This window comes from Streptomyces sp. NPDC048664, from assembly GCF_040650555.1.
In the GTDB taxonomy this organism is placed as follows: domain Bacteria; phylum Actinomycetota; class Actinomycetes; order Streptomycetales; family Streptomycetaceae; genus Streptomyces.
In genome coordinates this window covers 18,150-36,828 of record NZ_JBEZHK010000018.1, presented here as the reverse complement: position 1 = coordinate 36,828, position 18,679 = coordinate 18,150, and the positions used below count along the sequence as shown (strand labels likewise).

The following is an 18,679-nucleotide window of genomic DNA, read 5'->3' as shown; positions in this document are numbered from 1 at the left end:
CTGCCCCTCGTGAGGAGCAGACCGATAGTGCTCTGGCTATCCCAGGCGTGGGTGCCAATCGGTGGTGCGTACCTGGATTGCATCCAGATGTATTTGGTGTCGCCCCACAGGAAACGATCTTCTCCGTACGTTGAAATGCACCCCGTCAACGGGGAGGTCTGGATTGGTCAGGGCTGTCACCAAGGCTTCGAGGTCGGGTGGGGCACCCAGCGCCTGTACGTACCGTAGTGACGTGGCGTGCATGTCCGGCACGGGAAGGGGGCGCGTACTGAGTTGCTGAGGGGTGCCGACACACCAGGTCCAGTCGACGGAATCGAACGCAGGCCACTCGGACGGCATCTGGGCGGTGGCGGTGCCTGTCCGGAGTTCTTCCCACAGGCGGTCGAGCTGCTGGGCCGCGGACGTGATCCAGTTCTCGACCTTCATGACCTCGTGGAGAGAAAGTGCTTCGATCGGCCACTTGATCTCGAGGCACAGGCCCAGGCGCCTGACCGGATCCACGATGATCACGTCCAGATCGCCAGCAGGGTTGCCGTCGGTTCTGGCCGCCGGAACTCGTTCTGCGACCAGGGTGCCTGGGATGGTACGCATCCAGGTGGCCCAAGCCTTCGCGCGCTCACCCTGCTCCCTTCCTACCGGGCCGAACCGCCTGTAGTCACGAGCAGCCGAACGCAGCATGATCGGATCCACGGCTCTCGGGGTCACGAGGGGCGGACAGATGATCACGACGTCGCCATGCTGGATCAACGGCGAGGTCCTGCAAGAGCGACCGGGACGGTAGGTGAGTCTTTCCACCACCAAGGCGTGGTGCGCCTCCGAGATATTCAGGCAAATCGTCGCGATAGCGGCCATCAACCCGGAGGTCGGCATGTGGACGAGGGTGGCCTCCAACCGGGACAGTCTGTGCGCTGTGTGCTCACTCAGGGAGGCAATTCCCATGATCACGGCCAGAACGCTGATCATGTCGCCGGCGGTCAATCCGTCGCCCAAGGGGAAGTCGTCCGGTATCTGCCCCTCGGGCACCGACCGGCGGTACGCATCGATCGTCTCGGTGGCACGTTCTACGGACGCACGAAGAACCTCCGATGGTGGGCCGCTCCGGGAACCGACGGGCCGGGTTGCGATCCACTGACGTTCCACCGCCGACAACTCCGGTACGCGTGTGGGGCGCGCGTCGTGCTCGAGGAGCATGTCGGCCGCTTCCGCCGACACGTCCCAGCTGTGACGCACTCGGAAGCCGCCCCCGGTCTTGCGGACTCGGTAGGCGCCACTCCGCACGCCTGTCTCCAGAAGGTCCAACCGATGGGCCGCCGCGGCGGCAAGGACGATCTCGGCTGCGTCCTCTTCCCGGCACGTACCCGTGCCGACGGGATAGTCGTGGTGCCAGACGACGAGTTGGGCGAGGACGCTTTCCCAGGGTAGTTCGCTCGTCATTCCTGAGCTGATCTCCATCGCGCGCACTTTCGTCGCGGTCCGGAGCAGATCGTAGATCCGATCCGGACCTGAGCTCCAGCCCGGCAGCGTACGGACCTTGTCGCGAGCGCTAGCGATGGTGTCCAGCAGGTCCAGTTCGGGTTCCACGCATGCTCCAGTCGTGCACGGTCAGCGGGCCCTATGGCAGAGGGCAGAAGGGTGGTGGGGAAGGACTGAGAAAAGGCCCTCCCCACCGGGCGCTCACAGAGACGGGTCCCAGTACCCGACTCTCGAACCATCCGGAGAACCGAACAGGTGCCAGCGGGAGAGGTTCCTGTTCCAGGACTGGCAGGCCGTCTCGGGTAGCTGCAGGCAGCCGTGGTCGGCACCCTCGTTCGTGATCATGCAGTTGGGGTCGTACAGGCACGAGTCGTTGTCGACGGCGCGACTCACGACCGCGTCGAGGTTCTGCTCCAGGACGGTCCGCATCGCACCCAGGCTGAAGTCGCTCCCTCCGTTGGGGTAGACGGCGAAGGCCAGGTCGTACGGGAACAGATACTCGGACAGGCTCGTCTCGCTGTACCCGCTGTCGACCGCCAGCGCCCGCAGGATCTGGTGCGACAGGGAGTGCAGCAGGCCGAACAGCTCGTGGACCGGGAGGTCGGGGTGCCCCGGAGCGGGTCGTACCTCGTGGGAGAGAGCCTGGCCGTTACTCGGACCGAGCTGGTGAACAAGCCACTGGGCGACACCGCCGGCGTCGTCGAGGGCGCCTTGGCTGACGAGCTCGTTCCGGACCATCCACCGGCTCACCCGGTCCCGGTCCACCGGGAAAAGCAGCGCCTCCGCCTGGGTGGGGTGCGCGTAGAGCAGTGTCTTCTCGGGAGCACCCCGTGAGACGCGCCCCCGGTAGGGGACCAGGTCCGCCTCCTCGGGGCTGAAGCCGGTCCGGCTGTAGCCGATCGCGAGGTAGGTGATCGGGAGGTCACTCACCAGGCAGGTGTCACGGCTGAGACCGGCGGCTGCCAGGACCTCGGGGTAGCGTTCGTAGAGGGCGCGCCGCTCCGGGTTGCGCGCTTCCCGCTGCAGTCGTGGGACCCCGAGGCGTTCCAGGTTGAGGACGCGACGGTAGGTGTGCAGCTCGGCCGCGAGCCCGCGGGCGTCGTCACTCCCCGCGTCGAGCCCGAGAGCCTTGCCCACCCGGTCCCGCAGATGGTCGACTTCGACCGGCATGAAGCGTGCCCGCAGGGCCCGCGCCTGGTCGTGCAGACCGGCCTCCTCCATCACCCGGATGCTCTCGACTACCTCGTCGGGCACGTCGACCGTGTGTCCGTCCGTGAGCCGACGGAACTCGTCCTCGGTGATCTCCCCGAGCCACCAGCCGAGCACGGCCGCGGTGTACAGGGGATTGCTCTGCCGGGTCGCCTCCTCCGTCGTCGTCACGTTCACGAGGGTCAGCCCGTGGCCGACGTGCGCGGTTCCCGCAGAGTGAAGCAGGGGGTTCATGAACTTGTCCGGGTAGCTGCACGAGGAGTTGCTGCAACTCCACTGCACACCCAGAGGGAAGCCACAGGTCATACACTCCCACCGGAAGTCGCGGAACCGGCTGGCGCGGTCGTCGAGCCTGAACCGGGTGTGGCCCCTCGGACACTTGCTCGGCGGGTACATCGGTGACGTCTCGCCGCACTTGTGCGCGAAGACGAACTGGAGCTGCCGGTTGCCGACGACGCCGCCGCAGGCCGGGCACGCTGGCGGCCAGTCGTCGGTCCCCGGCCGAGGGTCGCCGGCCGTCCAGACGTGCCCGCACCCTGCCCTGGAACAGCGCACCACCCTGGGCCAGACGCGACAGAAGACCTTGCCCGGGACCACGACCTCGTAGTGGCGATCGCCGAGTCGGTCCTGGTCGCCGGGGAACTCGGGTGCCCGGTCGGACCCGGCGACGAAGGCGCGTCCGGCGGCCCGCCATCTGCGAACGAACCGCATCGCCTCCTGGACGAGGTGGTCACGATCCAGGGAGGGGCCGTCGAACTCCTCGTCACGCCCGAGCTGGATCACCTGTGTGGTGTAGCCGCCACGGTGGTCGAAGGTCTGGCCGGGCCTGAACCGGAAGAGGACCTGGCCGCGGTCGCGGGACATCTCGTCGTTCCTGGGGTTGAACGCCATCACGACCTCCGGTTGTCGGACACGACGTGGAAGGGGATGCCCTCGGAGACGTCGCGGAGACTCGTCATCGGTCGGCACTCGAGTCCCAGGTAGTCGCCCGTCGCGCGGTACCCCCGGTTGTTCCCGCCAGCGAGGGTGGCGGAGGCACCCGCGGAGCGCAGGCTGGCGACCGCGTGCTCCACCATGTCCTCCAAGTCGCTCCGGAGCTCCTGTCCCTCAGGTCGGTGGGACTGGAAGACCGCGTGGAGTGCCTCGAGCAGCTCGGTCAGCTGGACTCCCTCCAGGCCGCCCAGGGAGGGATCACGGAGAGCAGCCTGCATCTTGGAGAGGTCGTGCAGATGCCCCGGGGCGTTGCCCGCCTGCCACCAGTCGCGGTTGGCGATCTGGAGCAGGTGACCCATGAGGATTCCGGGAAGGGTCCTGCGCACCGCGAACCGGCTCCAGCGGTTGATCGCCACCGGTTCGACCATGCGGTCCAGGTACTCGTGGAACTTGCCGTGGTACCGGTAGTGCGAGCGGTCCCGCTCCCGTACCGGGTTGAAGAGCATGAACACGAGTCCGTGGTACGCGCGGCCGACGCGTGAGGACGCCTGGATGTACTCTGCCATCGACCTGGGCATGCCGTTGAACAGCATGAAGTTCAGCCGGTCCACGTCGACCCCGTGGCTCACCATGCTCGTGGCCACGACCATGCCCGTCTCGCCGTCGGTGCTGCTCAGGTCGTCCAGGACGCCACGCACCTCGTCCAGGCGCGTCTCGCTCTTCAGCTCGGCCACGCGGAGGTCCGGATAACCTTCCCTGCGCAGCGCTTCGTTGACCTGCGTGTCCAGCGAGCGGCGGATACGGCCGAAGTCGACGAGCGTGGTGGCGTACGTGAGGCTCGTGCGGTACAGGTCGACGACCGCCCGAAGCTCCTCCTCCGGCCACGCCTCGAAAGCCGGCGGAAGTTCGCGGCGCTGCTCGAGCTTCCACAGGGCTCGGTGTGCGGAGGTCAGGATCCTGACCAGCGTCATCTCCGCGGTCCCTCGGGTCGGCATGACCCCGACGAAACGGCGGAGGGGGAGCCCTCGGTCTAGGCGCCAGTAGAAGCTCTCGTCGAGGTTGGGCCCCGGGAGTGGCACCACGACGGACCTGAGGCCGAAGAGGTGCTCGCTCTGGCGGTCCTCGCCCCGGATGGTCGCGGTCGTCGCCACCACCTTCATGCGGACCCCTCGTCCGTCGGCCCGGTGCCTTGAGGTCAGGGTGCGCTGCACCTCCGCCAAGAGCCCCTCGTAGTGCCCCGAGAAGGCCCCGAGCTCCTCGTTGACCATGTGCAGTTCGTCGATGATCTCCAGGGAGGGGGAGGGGTCGTAGAGAGGTGCCTTCAGGGGCCCGGGAGCCGCCTTCGGATGACCGGGCGCGTGGCGCTCGTGGCACTTCCCGCCCCGACCGAACCCGTGCGGCGTGCACCAGCAGTCGACGTCCCCCAGGAGCGCACCGAACTTGTCCGACAGCCCGGCGTTGGCCAGCTTGTCCAAGGTGCCGACCACGACCGTGGGGAGGTAGCGGTAGATCTCGGTGTCCACCACGACGATGGGCAGGACCTTCCCGCACTGCTCGTTGCCGCAGACGTGCTTGAGCCTGAGCTCCTGAGGATCGGGGGGCGGGATGTGTACCGACCGTTCACCGCAGTAGGGGCAGTCGTGCACGAGTCGGTACGCATGCCGCTCTGCCTCGCTCGATCGAAGGCGGTCGAGCGTGCGATCGGACGTGAGCGAGTTTGGGGTGTTGCCTCCGCCGGCGTAGAAGCCGATGAAGAAGGGCCACCCGGGATTGCCGCCGACCTCCTTGATGCGGTCGGCGTTGCGGCCTCGGACGATGTCAGCGGCAGCAATGACGTCGAGTTGCCGTTGTGTCTGCTGGAGGGTGAGGAGCCGGAGGGGGAAGCGGCACCAGGCCGAGACCCCGACCTCCTTTCCTCTGGTCCGGTCGTAGAACATGCACACGAGGACCAGGCCGAGATAGGCCTCCGTCTTGCCGCCTCCAGTCGGGTACCAGACGACGGTCGCCGCTTCGGTGGGATCCACGTCTTGGTCGTCACCCCAGAGTCCCGGAGTGAAGAGCTCCTGGGGGTGCTCCCGCCAGGCCAGGGCGCCGAGCTGGCTCACGATGGCCACGAGCTGGAAGAGGCGCCACCCTCGGTTCGGTTGTTTCCTCCGCGTGTTGAGCTCCGTCATGGACTCGTTCGCCAGCTGGAACGCGGTCAGCAGACGGTCGTCCCGCCGCAGCCACGCGATGCCGTCGCGGAAGCGGGCGACCTCCAACGCGGCGGCCTGGCGGTCGGACTCCTTCCGGCGGGCCAGGTCCGGCCTGTCCTGGAGGTCCTCCGTGCTCCAAGCGGGGGCGTCGAGATACGCCTCCATCTCGTCGGCAAGGTCCTCCAGAACCGGCAGCGGGTCCGCAGCGAGCGCCGAGTAGCCCCAGCGTTCGTCCGCGCGGGCCACCGCGCGATGGGTGTCGTGCTGCGGCACGGGCACGCTGCGGACGGAGACGAGCCGGCCGTCGTGCCACCGCGGCTCGACACCGCAGTTGTTCGCGTACGCCCCCAGGTCTCCCGAGTAGCGGTAGGCGTCGGCGCCGAGATCCATCACGATGGGCAGGAGACGGTCACCGTCGATCTCCAGCCCCGCGCGGAACAGGGCGTTGTCCCTCGCCTCGTCGCGGCGGCTGCGGCCCGCGTTCCTGCCCTTTCCCTGGACGGTCACGACCGGGTCCGCAGCGAGGTTCTGCAGGGTCGCGGTCACCCGGAGCCGTCCCGGGGCCACCGGCCTCGACGTGATGACGACGTGTGCGGCGGGGGTCGGCACCACAGGATCCCCGGCCACCTCCCGGGCCAGCCACTGCTCGAATGACCTGTCGTCCTCCATCGCTGCGGGAGGCACCAGACGCTCCCGCCGGTCGTTGCCCACGCGACGATCGATCCGCGGATCACGGAGCGCCAGCTCGACGGCTCCCGCGAAGGCGTGCCGGAACTCACCCTCCAGAGTCTGACGGAGGCCAGCCTGATCGAGGACGATCTCCACCGGGCCGACCGTCACGTCAAGTCGCCTGAACAACGGCGCCAGCCGGTACGGCTCCTCGCGGTCGCCGGCCCACTCCAGCTGCTCCGCTCGGGTCGGCAGGGCCGAGTAGTAGAAGGACGCCTTCGCCCTGACCATGACGGAGCTGGCGTTCTCGGCCTCGAACTCGAACCCGAGGCTGTCCGGAGTCATCCGACCGTATCTGGGGGCGGCACCACCTGGCTCGACGGCGTGGGGGCCGAGGCTCTCCATGAAGTAGCGCGCGCTGGGGGGTTCGCCGAGGCAGACGTTGCCCTGTGCCTCGCCTGTCGCGTCGGTGACCACCGCGCTCACGAGGTGCTCGACGAGGGCCGTTTGCTGGGTGACGCTCGGCTTGAACGGGGGTGTGGTCACGGCGTCTCCCCTCCAGCCTCGGCGTAGGTCGCCGGCAGGAAGGAGGCGCTGCAGGAGGGCCTGAGCAGCAAACAGGCGCCGCCGCTCACGGGCGAGCGACGGGGGAGCCGAAGCGGCTCCGAGGTACGTGCCGGTGGCGACGAGCATGCACAACCGGCCCGCAGGACGGGGGTGTCCACGGGGTTCTCCAGGGTTCGCGAGTCAGAAGCCGCCGTGGCACGACGCCACGGCCGGACATCTTCTGCTTCTCCGAACCCGATCAGGATGAGCTCAGGCGGAAGCAAGTTACAAGCCGATAAACCAAGTTGATCAAATCTGACCGGAACGAACCGATCCCTTGACTGAATCGATCGGCTACCGAAGGAGTGCGGGGTGGCGCCCCGTCTCCTCTCCGCGCGCTACCAGGCGGCGGTTGCGAACATCCGGACTGAGAGATCGCAGTCGAGAGGTGGACGGAGAGGGCGGCAGAATCCTTCGGCCCGCGTCGGAGGCACGCGATGGCTGCCGTTGTGCGTGTCAACGGATGCAAGGACAGACGCCGTCCGTGCATCTGCGGGCGGAAGGCTTAGAACGATCGGGTCGACCTACATGACTTCGGCGTAGCCGAACGCCGAGACGCGGCTCGGCGATCTCAATTAGGCTCCTGCAAAAAGCACATGGGGGGCAACGTGATAATCGACGTAGTCGACGCCGTAGGGCTCGTCCGCAAGAACCGGAAGACGCGCAAGCGTTTGCAAAAGGCGGCTCAGGAGTTCGATCGGCAGGCCACGGAGGACTCCGTCGCCCTGAGTAAGGCACGGCAGATGCTCTACGACGTGGCCGTTCTTCCCTCCCGTGATGTTTACGGGCGTATGAAGAACGTAGATCACTTCGAACTGGCGATGATCGAGAGCCCACCGCGAGCAATGAGAGGGGCGAGCCACGGCGAACGGGTGGTGTCGCTGTGTTGCCGGCCGCCCGCATAGTGGGCGGCGTGGTTCTGGTCGTCGCGCTCCCACTCGTCGTCGGTCCCGCTGTCAAATCGGGGTCCTATCGCGCGGTGCAGAGCCTCGGATCCGCCTCCACGGGCAGGGCGATCAAGACGCTGCGTGGGGTCGCAGCCCGTAACGCCGCAGAAGCATGGTTTGGTCGTGGGGCTGTTGCGGTCGGCGGCGGCGGGCGAGCGGCCGGTAGGAAGATGCTGGACCAGATCGAGGCCAAGTCGGGCAAGGTCACGTACGAACTGGCAGCGACATGGCGGATCCAAGCGCTCGAAGCCAGCAAGCAGGAGGAGGCGCAAGTACTGGAGCGGCGCGAGGCCGGCGTAAAGCAGAGGCAGGACGATGCGCTCGCGCTGCACGAGTGCGTCGAGGGCATGCAGCGCGTCATTCAGGATCTCCGGTCCGGGCTGATGACGAGGTTGCCGTCACTTATCGCTCTGGTCGATAAGTGTGACGATTTCGCCCGATACGACTCCCGTCGGCGCGCAGAGGTCACGACGATGGTCGATCTCGACGGTCTCGCGGTGAAGGTCATGAAGTGCCCGCTGGTTGACCCAGCGGGACGCCCGACCGAGGAATCGAAGCTCGTCGTTGCCGAAGTCGAGGCGCGGCTCCAGGCGATGCAACCGCACGCGTGAGCTCCACAACTGGAGTGCTGATCTGCATGGACTCGGCGCGCGCTGGTGTTCGACCGGGTCTCGGAGCCGGGACATCCCAGGGACTTTCACGTCTGTCCCAGGGAGGTTCCAGGGACTTTCTGCCGCGTAATGAGGGAAGGCCCTGACAGCGCCGAAAGACACGAACGCGCTGCTCAGGGCCCCCATCCCCTCAGCACTCGATGATGTTCACCGCGAGCCCGCCCCGCGCGGTCTCCTTGTACTTCACGGACATGTCCGCGCTGGTGTCCTTCATGGACTGCCAGCCTTGCCGTAGGCGTCCGCCCTCCCGTCCCGCCGGCGGGCTCGACGACGGCAGCGCGCATTTCACTGCTCGTTTCGACGTGCTCCCGGGCAGGATCGTCGCGGATGCAGTCGGCGGGCGCCTCGGTCAGCAGGTCGCCGACCCGGATGTAGGAGTCAGCCGGATGATCGAAGGAGCGCCGGTGCGCGTGGAGGTCCGGGCTGGAACTGGCCGTAGCGGTGTAGTGCGCTTGATGCGCGTGCACGGAGAGGACTGAACTCCGAATCTCAGGAACGCCAGTGGCACCGTCGGTGCGGACATGCGAGGCCCCTGTGGCGAGCACTCTCCGTGAAGGCTGACGGCCAGTCAGATATGTATGACCCCTCGTCACCAATTTAAGATCATCTTGCACGCACGTTGCACAAGGTGATGAAAAACAGCGTTGATCAATGGAGGGTCCCGCAAGTGTGTAACAGCAGGTCAGCAGGCATTTAGGAGTGTCGTGCCCCTCATCTCCTAGGGGCACGACACTCCTACCGATCAGATGTTGCGGAACGTCTCGATCTGCGCGCCCACCGAGTTCAGGCGCTCAGCCAGATCCTCGTAACCGCGGTTGATGACGTACACGTTCCGCAGCACGGAGGTGCCCTCGGCCGCCATCATCGCCAGCAGCACGACCACCGCGGGCCGCAGCGCGGGCGGGCACATCATCTCGGCGGCGCGCCAGCGGGTCGGGCCCTCGACCAGGACGCGGTGGGGGTCCAGCAACTGAAGGCGCCCACCGAGGCGGTTGAGGTCCGTCAGGTAGATGGCCCGGTTGTCGTACACCCAGTCGTGGATCAGCGTCTTGCCCTGCGCGGCGGCGGCGATGGCCGCGAAGAACGGGACGTTGTCGATGTTCAGGCCGGGGAACGGCATGGGGTGGATCTTGTCGATCGGCGCCTCCAGCTTGGAGGGCCGCACCGTGAGGTCCACCAGCCGGGTGCGGCAGTTGTCGGCCACGTACTCGGGGCTGCGGTCGTGGTCGAGGCCCATCTCCTCCAGTACCGCCAGCTCGATCTCCAGGAACTCGATCGGCACCCGGCGCACCGTCAGCTCCGACTCGGTGACGACCGCGGCGGCCAGCAGGCTCATCGCCTCGACCGGGTCCTCGGAGGGGGAGTAGTCCACGTCGACGTCGATGTCCGGCACGCCGTGCACGGTCAGCGTGGTGCTCCCGATGCCGTCGACCTGGACGCCGACCGCCTCCAGGAAGAAGCACAGGTCCTGCACCATGTAGTTGGAGGAGGCGTTGCGGATGACGGTGACCCCGTCGTGGCGGGCGGCGGCGAGCAGCGCGTTCTCGGTCACGGTGTCGCCGCGCTCGGTCAGCACGATCGCCCGGTTCGGAGTGACGGACCGGTCCACCACCGCGTGGTACTGCCCCTCGGTGGCCGTGACGTCCAGGCCGAACCGGCGCAGCGCGATCATGTGCGGCTCGATGGTGCGCGTGCCGAGGTCGCAGCCGCCCGCGTAGGGCAGCATGAAGCGGTCCATGCGGTGCAGCAGCGGGCCGAGGAACATGATGATGGAGCGCGTACGGCGGGCCGCCGTGGCGTCGATGGCGCCCATCTCCAGATCGACGGGCGGCATGATCTCCAGATCCACGCCGTCGTTGATCCAACGGGTCCGCACCCCGATCGAGTTGAGCACCTCCAGGATGCGGTAGACCTCCTCGATACGGGCGACCCGGCGCAGCACCGTGCGCCCCTTGTTCAGCAGTGAGGCGCACAGCAGTGCCACGCAGGCGTTCTTGCTCGTCTTCACGTCGATCGAGCCGGACAGCCGACGTCCGCCGACCACACGCAAGTGCATGGGACCCGCGTAGCCCAGCGACACGATTTCGCTGTCGAGAGCTTCACCGATTCGGGCGATCATCTCAAGGCTGAGGTTCTGGTTGCCGCGCTCGATGCGGTTGACGGCGCTCTGGCTGGTGCCGAGCGCCTCCGCGAGTTGGGCCTGCGTCCAGCCGCGGTGCTGGCGGGCGTCACGGATGAGCTTGCCGATGCGTACGAGGTAGTCGTCTGACATGAGGCCGAGGTTATCTCAGATATGAGATGGCGCCTCTTGGGGGGTCTGTTCGGGTGAGTGGCGCTGGGTGACGGTCGGCGAGGGGGAGTTGAGGCACAAGCTCCCGAATAGCATAAAATGCGTAATTCTTTACGTTTAGCATTTTCAATCCGATTGAGTGTCATTTGTGTGACCCAGATCGGCGCTGCTCGCGCGAAGCTCTCCATGGATCGATATTGGTAATTCGTGGCGAAATGGCCGTAGATGACATCATCTGCGGTTTTTGTGCTGGGCATTTGTCCAGATGACGATATGGGGAATTCCACGAAATGAAGGCTTCGCTTCGGAGAGCTCGTCTCAAGGCCGTCGGTCGTCTCCTGGTCGTAGGTACGCTCGCGGCTCTGCCGAGCGTGGCCCCCCTGACGGCGGCCGTGGCCGACTCGATCGAGAGAGCCACCGCCGGTCCCGGTCCGAAGGGCGCCTTGAGCGCGGATTTCGAGCCCGCGTCTGCGCTTGCCGCCACTGACGAACGCCACGGTCGGCTGGGACCGGGTCCAGGCGGGCCGGACGACCACGGGAAACACCGACCGAGGAAGCCCAGACCTCCGCGCGGTCCGCAGGGGCCACAGGGAACTCAGGGCGCTCAAGGGAGCCAGGGGACCCAGGGAACGCAGGGGACCCAGGGAACGCAGGGGGCCACGGGGACTCAGGGCGCCACTGGTGCGCAGGGGCAGCAGGGTGTGACCGGTTCGGGGGCGCAGGGGGCTCAAGGGGTCCAGGGTTCGGCGGGTGCGCAGGGCAACAATGGTGCGCAGGGCGCCAGCGGCACGCAGGGAGCGGCGGGCGCCCAGGGCAACAACGGCGCCCAGGGCGCGCAGGGCTTCCAGGGGTCGGCGGGCGGACAGGGCGGGAACGGCGCGCAAGGCTCGCCCGGAGCACAGGAGTTCCAGGGTTCCAGTGGTTCTCAGGGAGTCGCCGGCCCCCAGGGCATCACCGGCGTACAGGGCACCCAGGGCTTCCAAGGCGCGGACGGCGCGCAGGGCGGCACGGGCTCGCAGGGCTTCCAGGGGACGCCGGGCCTCACCGGCCCCCAGGGCTCGACCGGAGCGCAAGGCGTCACCGGCTCGCAGGCGGGGACCGGCACCCAGGGCCCCATCGGCACCCAGGGCTCCTCGGGCGCGCAGGGGTTCCAGGGGTTCCAGGGGTTCCAGGGCGCCACCGGCGCTCAGGGATCCCAGGGATCCAGCGGCACCACCGGGTCGCAGAGCGTCCTGGTCTCCCGCTCCCTCGCCGGGCCCCAGGGGGCGGGCACCTTCAACTCGATCACCTGCCCGTCGGGCACGTTCGTCACGGGCGGCGGTGCGTACGACCAGAGCGCCACCAGCGGAAGCATCAGCGCCTTCCCGGGAGGGTCCCGCCCCTTCGGCTCACCCCCCACCGGCTTCCAGTCGCAGCTGACCAGCGCGACCGGAACCAACGACACCATCGTGGTGTACGCGATCTGCAGGGGCTAGGGCCTGTCTGACCACACCCCGCTGCGGCCCTGCGGACGGGGCCGGACATGACCGGTCCGGCCCCCATGTACTAGAGTTATCTCGACATCGAGATATCTGCCGAGGAGCACCGCAGCCGCCACCCCGGTAAGGGTTACCTAACTTAGCCTTACCTTAGCGGACAGGTCGAGATGCCGTGGCGGCAGGATCGTGGTGAGTACGCGTACATCAATGAAGGAGACTGTCGTGTCGGCGAACAGCTTCGACGCCCGCAGCACGCTGCAGGTGGGCGACGAGTCGTACGAGATCTTCCGGCTGGACAAGGTGGAGGGCTCGTCCCGCCTGCCGTACAGCCTCAAGGTCCTGCTGGAGAACCTGCTCCGCACGGAGGACGGCGCGAACATCACCGCCGACCACATCCGCGCCCTCGGCGACTGGGACTCCCAGGCCCAGCCGTCCCAGGAGATCCAGTTCACGCCGGCCCGCGTGATCATGCAGGACTTCACCGGCGTTCCCTGTGTCGTGGACCTCGCGACCATGCGCGAGGCCGTGAAGGAGCTCGGCGGCGACCCGGCCAAGATCAACCCGCTGGCCCCGGCCGAGCTGGTCATCGACCACTCCGTCATCGCCGACAAGTTCGGCACCAAGGACGCCTTCGGCCAGAACGTCGAGCTGGAGTACGGCCGCAACAAGGAGCGCTACCAGTTCCTGCGCTGGGGCCAGACCGCCTTCGACGAGTTCAAGGTGGTCCCGCCCGGCACCGGCATCGTCCACCAGGTGAACATCGAGCACCTGGCCCGCACGGTCATGGTCCGGGGCGGCCAGGCGTACCCCGACACCCTGGTCGGCACCGACTCGCACACCACCATGGTCAACGGCCTGGGCGTCCTCGGCTGGGGCGTCGGCGGCATCGAGGCCGAGGCCGCGATGCTCGGCCAGCCGGTGTCCATGCTCATCCCGCGCGTCGTCGGCTTCAAGCTCACCGGTGAGCTCAAGCCCGGCACCACCGCCACCGACCTCGTGCTCACCATCACCGAGATGCTCCGCAAGCACGGTGTGGTCGGCAAGTTCGTCGAGTTCTACGGTGAGGGCGTCGCCGCCACCTCGCTGGCCAACCGCGCCACCATCGGCAACATGTCGCCGGAGTTCGGCTCCACCGCCGCGATCTTCCCGATCGACGGCGAGACCCTCAACTACCTGCGCCTGACCGGCCGCTCCGAGCAGCAGGTCGCGCTCGTCGAGGCGTACGCCAAGGAGCAGGGCCTGTGGCTGGACCCGGCCGCCGAGCCTGACTTCTCCGAGAAGCTGGAGCTGGACCTCTCCACGGTCGTCCCCTCCATCGCCGGCCCGAAGCGCCCGCAGGACCGCATCGTCCTCGCGAACGCCGCCGAGCAGTTCAAGGTGGACGTACGCAACTACGTCGACACCGCGGACGAGGCGGGCAAGGAGTCCTTCCCGGCCTCCGACGCCCCGGCCGCCGCCAACGGCGTCCCGACCAACCCGGTCACCGTCACGGCCCCCGACGGTTCGACCTACGAGATCGACCACGGTGCGGTGACGGTCGCGGCCATCACCTCCTGCACCAACACCTCCAACCCGTACGTCATGGTCGCCGCCGCCCTGGTGGCCAAGAAGGCGGTCGAGAAGGGCCTGACCCGCAAGCCGTGGGTCAAGACCACCCTCGCCCCGGGCTCGAAGGTCGTCACCGACTACTTCGACAAGGCGGGCCTGACCCCGTACCTGGACAAGGTCGGCTTCAACCTCGTCGGCTACGGCTGCACCACCTGCATCGGCAACTCCGGCCCGCTGCCGGAGGAGGTCTCCAAGGCCGTCAACGACCACGATCTCGCGGTCACCTCGGTGCTGTCCGGCAACCGCAACTTCGAGGGCCGGATCAACCCCGACGTCAAGATGAACTACCTGGCGTCCCCGCCGCTGGTCGTCGCCTACGCCCTGGCGGGCTCCATGAAGGTGGACATCACCAAGGACGCGCTGGGCACCGACCAGGACGGCAAGCCGGTCTTCCTCGCGGACATCTGGCCCTCCGAGGCCGAGGTCAACGACGTCGTGGCCAACGCCATCGGCGAGGACATGTTCAACAAGTCCTACCAGGACGTCTTCGCGGGCGACGCCCAGTGGCAGTCCCTGCCGATCCCGACCGGCAACACCTTCGAGTGGGACGCCGAGTCGACCTACGTGCGCAAGCCCCCGTACTTCGAGGGCATGCAGATGGAGCCGTCCCCGGTCGGCGACATCGCCGGTGCCCGCGTGCTCGCCAAGCTGGGCGACTCGGTCACCACCGACCACATCTCCCCGGCCGGTGCCATCAAGGCCGACACCCCGGCCGGCACGTACCTCACCGAGCACGGTGTGGAGCGTCGTGACTTCAACTCCTACGGCTCGCGCCGAGGCAACCACGAGGTCATGATCCGCGGCACGTTCGCCAACATCCGCCTGCGCAACCAGATCGCGCCGGGCACCGAGGGCGGCTACACCCGCGACTTCACCCAGGCCGACGCGCCGGTGGCCTTCATCTACGACGCCTCGCGCAACTACATCGACCAGGGCATCCCGCTGGTCGTCCTGGCCGGCAAGGAGTACGGCTCCGGTTCGTCCCGCGACTGGGCCGCCAAGGGCACCGCGCTGCTCGGCGTCAAGGCCGTCATCGCCGAGTCGTACGAGCGCATCCACCGCTCGAACCTCATCGGCATGGGCGTTCTGCCGCTGCAGTTCCCGGAGGGCGCCTCGGCCGAGTCCCTCGGCCTGACCGGTGAGGAGACCTTCTCCTTCGCCGGCGTCACCGAGCTGAACAACGGCACCACGCCGCGCACGGTCAAGGTCACCACCGACACGGGCGTGGAGTTCGACGCGGTCGTCCGCATCGACACCCCCGGTGAGGCCGACTACTACCGCAACGGCGGCATCATGCAGTACGTGCTGCGCAACCTGATCCGCAAGTAGGCGATCCGGTAGCACACGTGAGGGCCGCACCCCTGGGGGTGCGGCCCTCACGCATGCCCGACCCGGGTCAGATCCACCCGGCGGCCGTGGCGATGGCGAACGGCGCCGGGACCAGGGTCGTCATCCCGAGCCACAGGTTCATCGGCCTGCCCTCCTGCCAGGGCACGAGGACGTCCACCACCAGGATCATGCCGAGGACGAAGGCACCGCCCAGCACCGCGCCCAGCGCCATGCCCACCGTGTGGTCCGCGGAGTCCCGCCCGCAGCCGAACCCCGCGGAGCAGGGGAGCAGCGCGTACCGCGTCAGCAGCCAGCGCACGCACACGCCGGGGAGTATGGCGCCCAGGCCGATGAAGAGGTTCGCCGTCGCGGCAGACCACCAGGATGCGGCGGTGGTCCTGCCACGGCCACCGTTCGCGCCGGATCCCTGCACAGCCTGCCCTCGCCCCCATCGTCGCCTTCGCACTGGTAGATGACCACCAGAGCACCCGGGTTGCCCCCGCGTGGGCGAGGAGGGCCAATACCGCCCCGACGAGTGAAGAAAAGTGGCATGGACTTGCCATGGACCGCCGGGAGCAGGTCTCAACTCGGAAAAGCGCGGCGCCAACCTTGCGCTCGATCTTGCCCCCCTGGCGCGAAGTGGACTATACCTGTCGCGACCGGAGCGGCTGCCCTCCGGTTTGCGGCAGTCACGGATGGGCACGACTGGCACGACCCGAGCTTCATCATCGTCGCGGTGCCGGGGGGATCCGGTTCACCGCCTGAGTCCTTAAGAAGGCGAGGACTTGAGCATGGGTTCTACTTCCGGAGAGCACGCACACCCCCAGGGCACGGGCCGCCGTGATCTGATCAAGCGGTCCGCCGCGCTCGGTCTGGTCTCCGTTCCCACGATGAGTTTTCTGTCCGCCTGCGCGAGCAGTTCGAGCGGCGGGAACGACAAGGCCAAGACCGGTAAGAAGACCAAGCAGAACCCCCTGGGCGTGGGCGAGAGCGCGCAGATGGAGTTCGTGCTCTTCGACGGCGGCTTCGGAAAGGAGTACGCCGAGGACGCGGTCAGGATCTACCAGAAGGACTTCCCCAAGGCGAAGGTCAAGTTCTCCGCCACGCAGAAGATCCAGTCCACCCTCCAGCCCCGCTTCAACCAGGGCAACCCGCCGGACCTCATCGACAACTCCGGCGCGGAGCAGATGGACATGGGCGTCCTGGTCGGCAAGAAGCAGCTCGCGGACCTCACTCCGCTGCTCGACGCCCCCTCGATCGACGACCCCACGAAGAAGGTCCGCGACACGCTGCGCCCGGGCATCGTGGAGATGGGGCAGTTCGACGGCGACCCCGTATGGATCATGTACTACGCCTACACGGTCTACGGCGTCTGGTACTCGCACAAGCTCCTCGCGTCGCTCGACGCGCAGTACCCCGAGACCTGGGACGAGATGCTCCAGGTGTGCGAGAAGGCCAAGAAGAAGGGCATCGCGGGCTGGACGTACGCGGGCAAGTACCCGTACTACCTCCCCTTCTCCCTGTACCCGATGATCGGCAAGGTCGGCGGCCGCGAGGTGCTCGACGCCATCGACAACCTGGAGCCGAACGCCTGGAAGCACCCGGCCGTCAAGGCCTGCTTCGAGGCGTACTACGAGCTCTACAAGAAGGGCTACATCCTCAGGGGCACCCCGGGCCTGGACCACATCCAGTCGCAGACCGCCTGGGCCAAGGGCAAGGCGCTGTTCATCCCGAACGGCTCCTGGGTGGAGAACGAGTCCGCGAACGTCATCCCCGCCGACTTCGACCTCGCCGTCTCCGCCCCCACGGGCATCGACTCCTCCGACAAGATGCCCTTCGGCACCCTCTGGGCCTCCGGCGGCGAACCCTTCGTCGTCCCGGCCAAGGCGGCGAACCCCGAGGGCGGCATGGAGCAGCTGCGCATCATGCTCGGCGAGGCGTCCTCGAAGAACTTCACCGCCAAGGTCAAGTCGCTGACGGCGTTCAACGGCGGCACCACGGGCATCAGCCTCACCCCCGGGCTCACCTCCGGCGTGGCGGCGCTGGAGAAGGCGGGCGCCAACGTCCTGAACCCGCGGCTTCAGGACTGGTACGTGCAGCTGCAGAAGGAGAAGATCGGCGTGGCCGGCCTCGGCGAGATGATGGCCGGACGCCTCACCCCGGCCGAGGCCATCGCCAAGATCCAGGGATTCGCCGACGAGGCCGCGAAGGACTCGTCGATCAAGCACTACAAGCACCAGTGAGGGTCCGTCACAGGCACCGGCCGCCGGCCCGCTCGGGGGCCCGCGGCCGCACCTCCTGAGCCGGCGGCAGTGGCGAGATCGGGGCGGTAGCAATGCACCATGGCAAGTACCGGTTCATCGCGGGGTTCCTTGTGGTGCCCCTGGCGCTGTACGCGCTGTTCGTCGTGTGGCCGTTCGTCCAGTCCATCTACTACTCCTTCACGGACTGGACCGGCCTGAGCCCCGACTTCAAGATGGTGGGCTTCGACAACTACACGAGGATGTTCCACGACGACATCTTCTGGACCTCGCTGAAGCACAGCCTGCTGTTCGCGCTGCTGCTGCCGCTGGTGACGATCAGCCTCGCGCTGTTCTTCTCGTTCATGATCAACGTGGGCGGCCGGCGCCGGAGGGGCGGGGCGGTCATCACCGGTGTGCGCGGCTCGTCCTTCTACAAGATCGTCTACTTCTTCCCGCAGGTGCTGTCGATCGCGATCGTCGCGTTGCTGTTCGCTTTCGCGTACAACCCGGACAGCGGCGCCATCAACTCGCTGCTGCGCGGCATCGGCCTCGACAGCGTCCAGCCGCTGTGGCTCGGGGACCCGAGCCTGGCGCTGTGGTGTGTGATGGCGGTCCTCGTCTGGTCGACGGTCGGCTTCTTCGTGGTTCTCTTCTCCGCCGGAATGGCCTCCATCCCGGCCGACCTCTACGAGGCGGCTCTGCTGGACGGGGCGGGCCGCGCCACGACGTTCTTCCGTATCACCCTGCCCCTGCTGTGGGACACCGTGCAGTCCGGCTGGGTGTACATGGGCATCCTGGCGCTCGGTGCCGAGTCGTTCGCGGTCGTACAGATCATGACGACGGGACCGGGCGGTCCCGACTACTCGACCACCGTCATGGTGCTCTACGTCTACCAGAAGGCGTTCCGCGACGGTCAGGCCGCGTACGCGACCACGATCGGGGTCGCCCTGCTCGTCGTGACGCTGCTGTTCGCGGCGGTCGTGATGCGGCTGGGCCGGCGCGAGCGACTGGAGTTCTGAGCGTGCGAC

At 67.5% G+C, this 18,679-nt stretch carries 12 protein-coding genes; 6 read left to right on the top strand and 6 right to left on the bottom strand.

The window, feature by feature from the left end:
* Window positions 1-36: 36 nt before the first annotated feature.
* The 3 genes from AB0C59_RS20290 to AB0C59_RS20280 all read right to left on the bottom strand — a co-directional run bounded on the left by AB0C59_RS20290 (window position 37) and on the right by AB0C59_RS20280 (window position 7,025).
* Window positions 37-1,581: a hypothetical protein gene (locus AB0C59_RS20290; protein ID WP_363006431.1), complete on the bottom strand. Its 1,545-nt coding sequence runs from the start codon at window positions 1,579-1,581 to the stop codon at window positions 37-39.
* Window positions 1,582-1,674: 93 nt separating this feature from the next.
* Window positions 1,675-3,573, bottom strand: a complete 1,899-nt coding sequence (locus AB0C59_RS20285) for a hypothetical protein (RefSeq protein ID WP_363006429.1) — start codon at window positions 3,571-3,573, stop codon at window positions 1,675-1,677.
* Window positions 3,573-7,025: a helicase-related protein gene (locus AB0C59_RS20280; RefSeq protein ID WP_363006428.1), complete on the bottom strand. Its 3,453-nt coding sequence runs from the start codon at window positions 7,023-7,025 to the stop codon at window positions 3,573-3,575. The genes AB0C59_RS20285 and AB0C59_RS20280 overlap by 1 nt, the downstream gene beginning before the upstream one ends.
* Before the next feature lie 656 nt (window positions 7,026-7,681).
* Here AB0C59_RS20280 and AB0C59_RS20275 point away from each other — a divergent pair.
* A complete protein-coding gene (locus AB0C59_RS20275; protein WP_363006426.1) occupies window positions 7,682-7,990 on the top strand; it encodes a hypothetical protein in 309 nt (102 codons plus the stop codon).
* 8 nt (window positions 7,991-7,998) lie between these two features.
* Window positions 7,999-8,643 carry a hypothetical protein gene (locus tag AB0C59_RS20270; RefSeq protein ID WP_363006424.1) on the top strand — a complete coding sequence of 215 codons (645 nt, stop codon included), beginning with the start codon at window positions 7,999-8,001 and terminating at the stop codon, window positions 8,641-8,643.
* Between the two features lie 190 nt (window positions 8,644-8,833).
* On the opposite strand, the gene AB0C59_RS20265 is transcribed toward AB0C59_RS20270, so the two are convergent.
* Both AB0C59_RS20265 and AB0C59_RS20260 read right to left on the bottom strand, forming a co-directional pair.
* Window positions 8,834-8,992 carry a hypothetical protein gene (locus AB0C59_RS20265; protein ID WP_363006632.1) on the bottom strand — a complete coding sequence of 53 codons (159 nt, stop codon included), beginning with the start codon at window positions 8,990-8,992 and terminating at the stop codon, window positions 8,834-8,836.
* A 453-nt stretch (window positions 8,993-9,445) separates the two neighbouring features.
* Window positions 9,446-10,975 (bottom strand): UDP-N-acetylglucosamine 1-carboxyvinyltransferase, encoded by a 1,530-nt coding sequence (locus AB0C59_RS20260; protein ID WP_363006422.1) that lies wholly within the window; start codon window positions 10,973-10,975, stop codon window positions 9,446-9,448.
* Window positions 10,976-11,694: 719 nt separating this feature from the next.
* On the opposite strand from AB0C59_RS20260, the gene AB0C59_RS20255 reads away from it, so the two are divergent.
* The gene (locus AB0C59_RS20255; RefSeq protein WP_363006420.1) at window positions 11,695-12,468 is read left to right on the top strand and encodes a hypothetical protein; all 774 of its coding nucleotides are present in this window, start codon (window positions 11,695-11,697) and stop codon (window positions 12,466-12,468) included.
* Between the two features lie 225 nt (window positions 12,469-12,693).
* On the top strand, window positions 12,694-15,408 hold the full coding sequence (gene acnA, locus AB0C59_RS20250) for an aconitate hydratase AcnA (RefSeq protein ID WP_363006418.1): 2,715 nt from the start codon (window positions 12,694-12,696) through the stop codon (window positions 15,406-15,408).
* Between the two features lie 67 nt (window positions 15,409-15,475).
* Here acnA and AB0C59_RS20245 read toward each other — a convergent pair whose 3' ends face one another.
* On the bottom strand, window positions 15,476-15,733 hold the full coding sequence (locus tag AB0C59_RS20245) for a hypothetical protein (RefSeq protein WP_363006416.1): 258 nt from the start codon (window positions 15,731-15,733) through the stop codon (window positions 15,476-15,478).
* 466 nt (window positions 15,734-16,199) lie between these two features.
* On the opposite strand from AB0C59_RS20245, the gene ngcE reads away from it, so the two are divergent.
* Both ngcE and AB0C59_RS20235 read left to right on the top strand, forming a co-directional pair.
* Window positions 16,200-17,651 (top strand): N-acetylglucosamine/diacetylchitobiose ABC transporter substrate-binding protein, encoded by a 1,452-nt coding sequence (gene ngcE, locus AB0C59_RS20240; RefSeq protein ID WP_363006414.1) that lies wholly within the window; start codon window positions 16,200-16,202, stop codon window positions 17,649-17,651.
* A gap of 92 nt (window positions 17,652-17,743) precedes the next feature.
* The gene (locus AB0C59_RS20235; protein WP_363006412.1) at window positions 17,744-18,670 is read left to right on the top strand and encodes a sugar ABC transporter permease; all 927 of its coding nucleotides are present in this window, start codon (window positions 17,744-17,746) and stop codon (window positions 18,668-18,670) included.
* Window positions 18,671-18,679 lie beyond the last annotated feature (9 nt).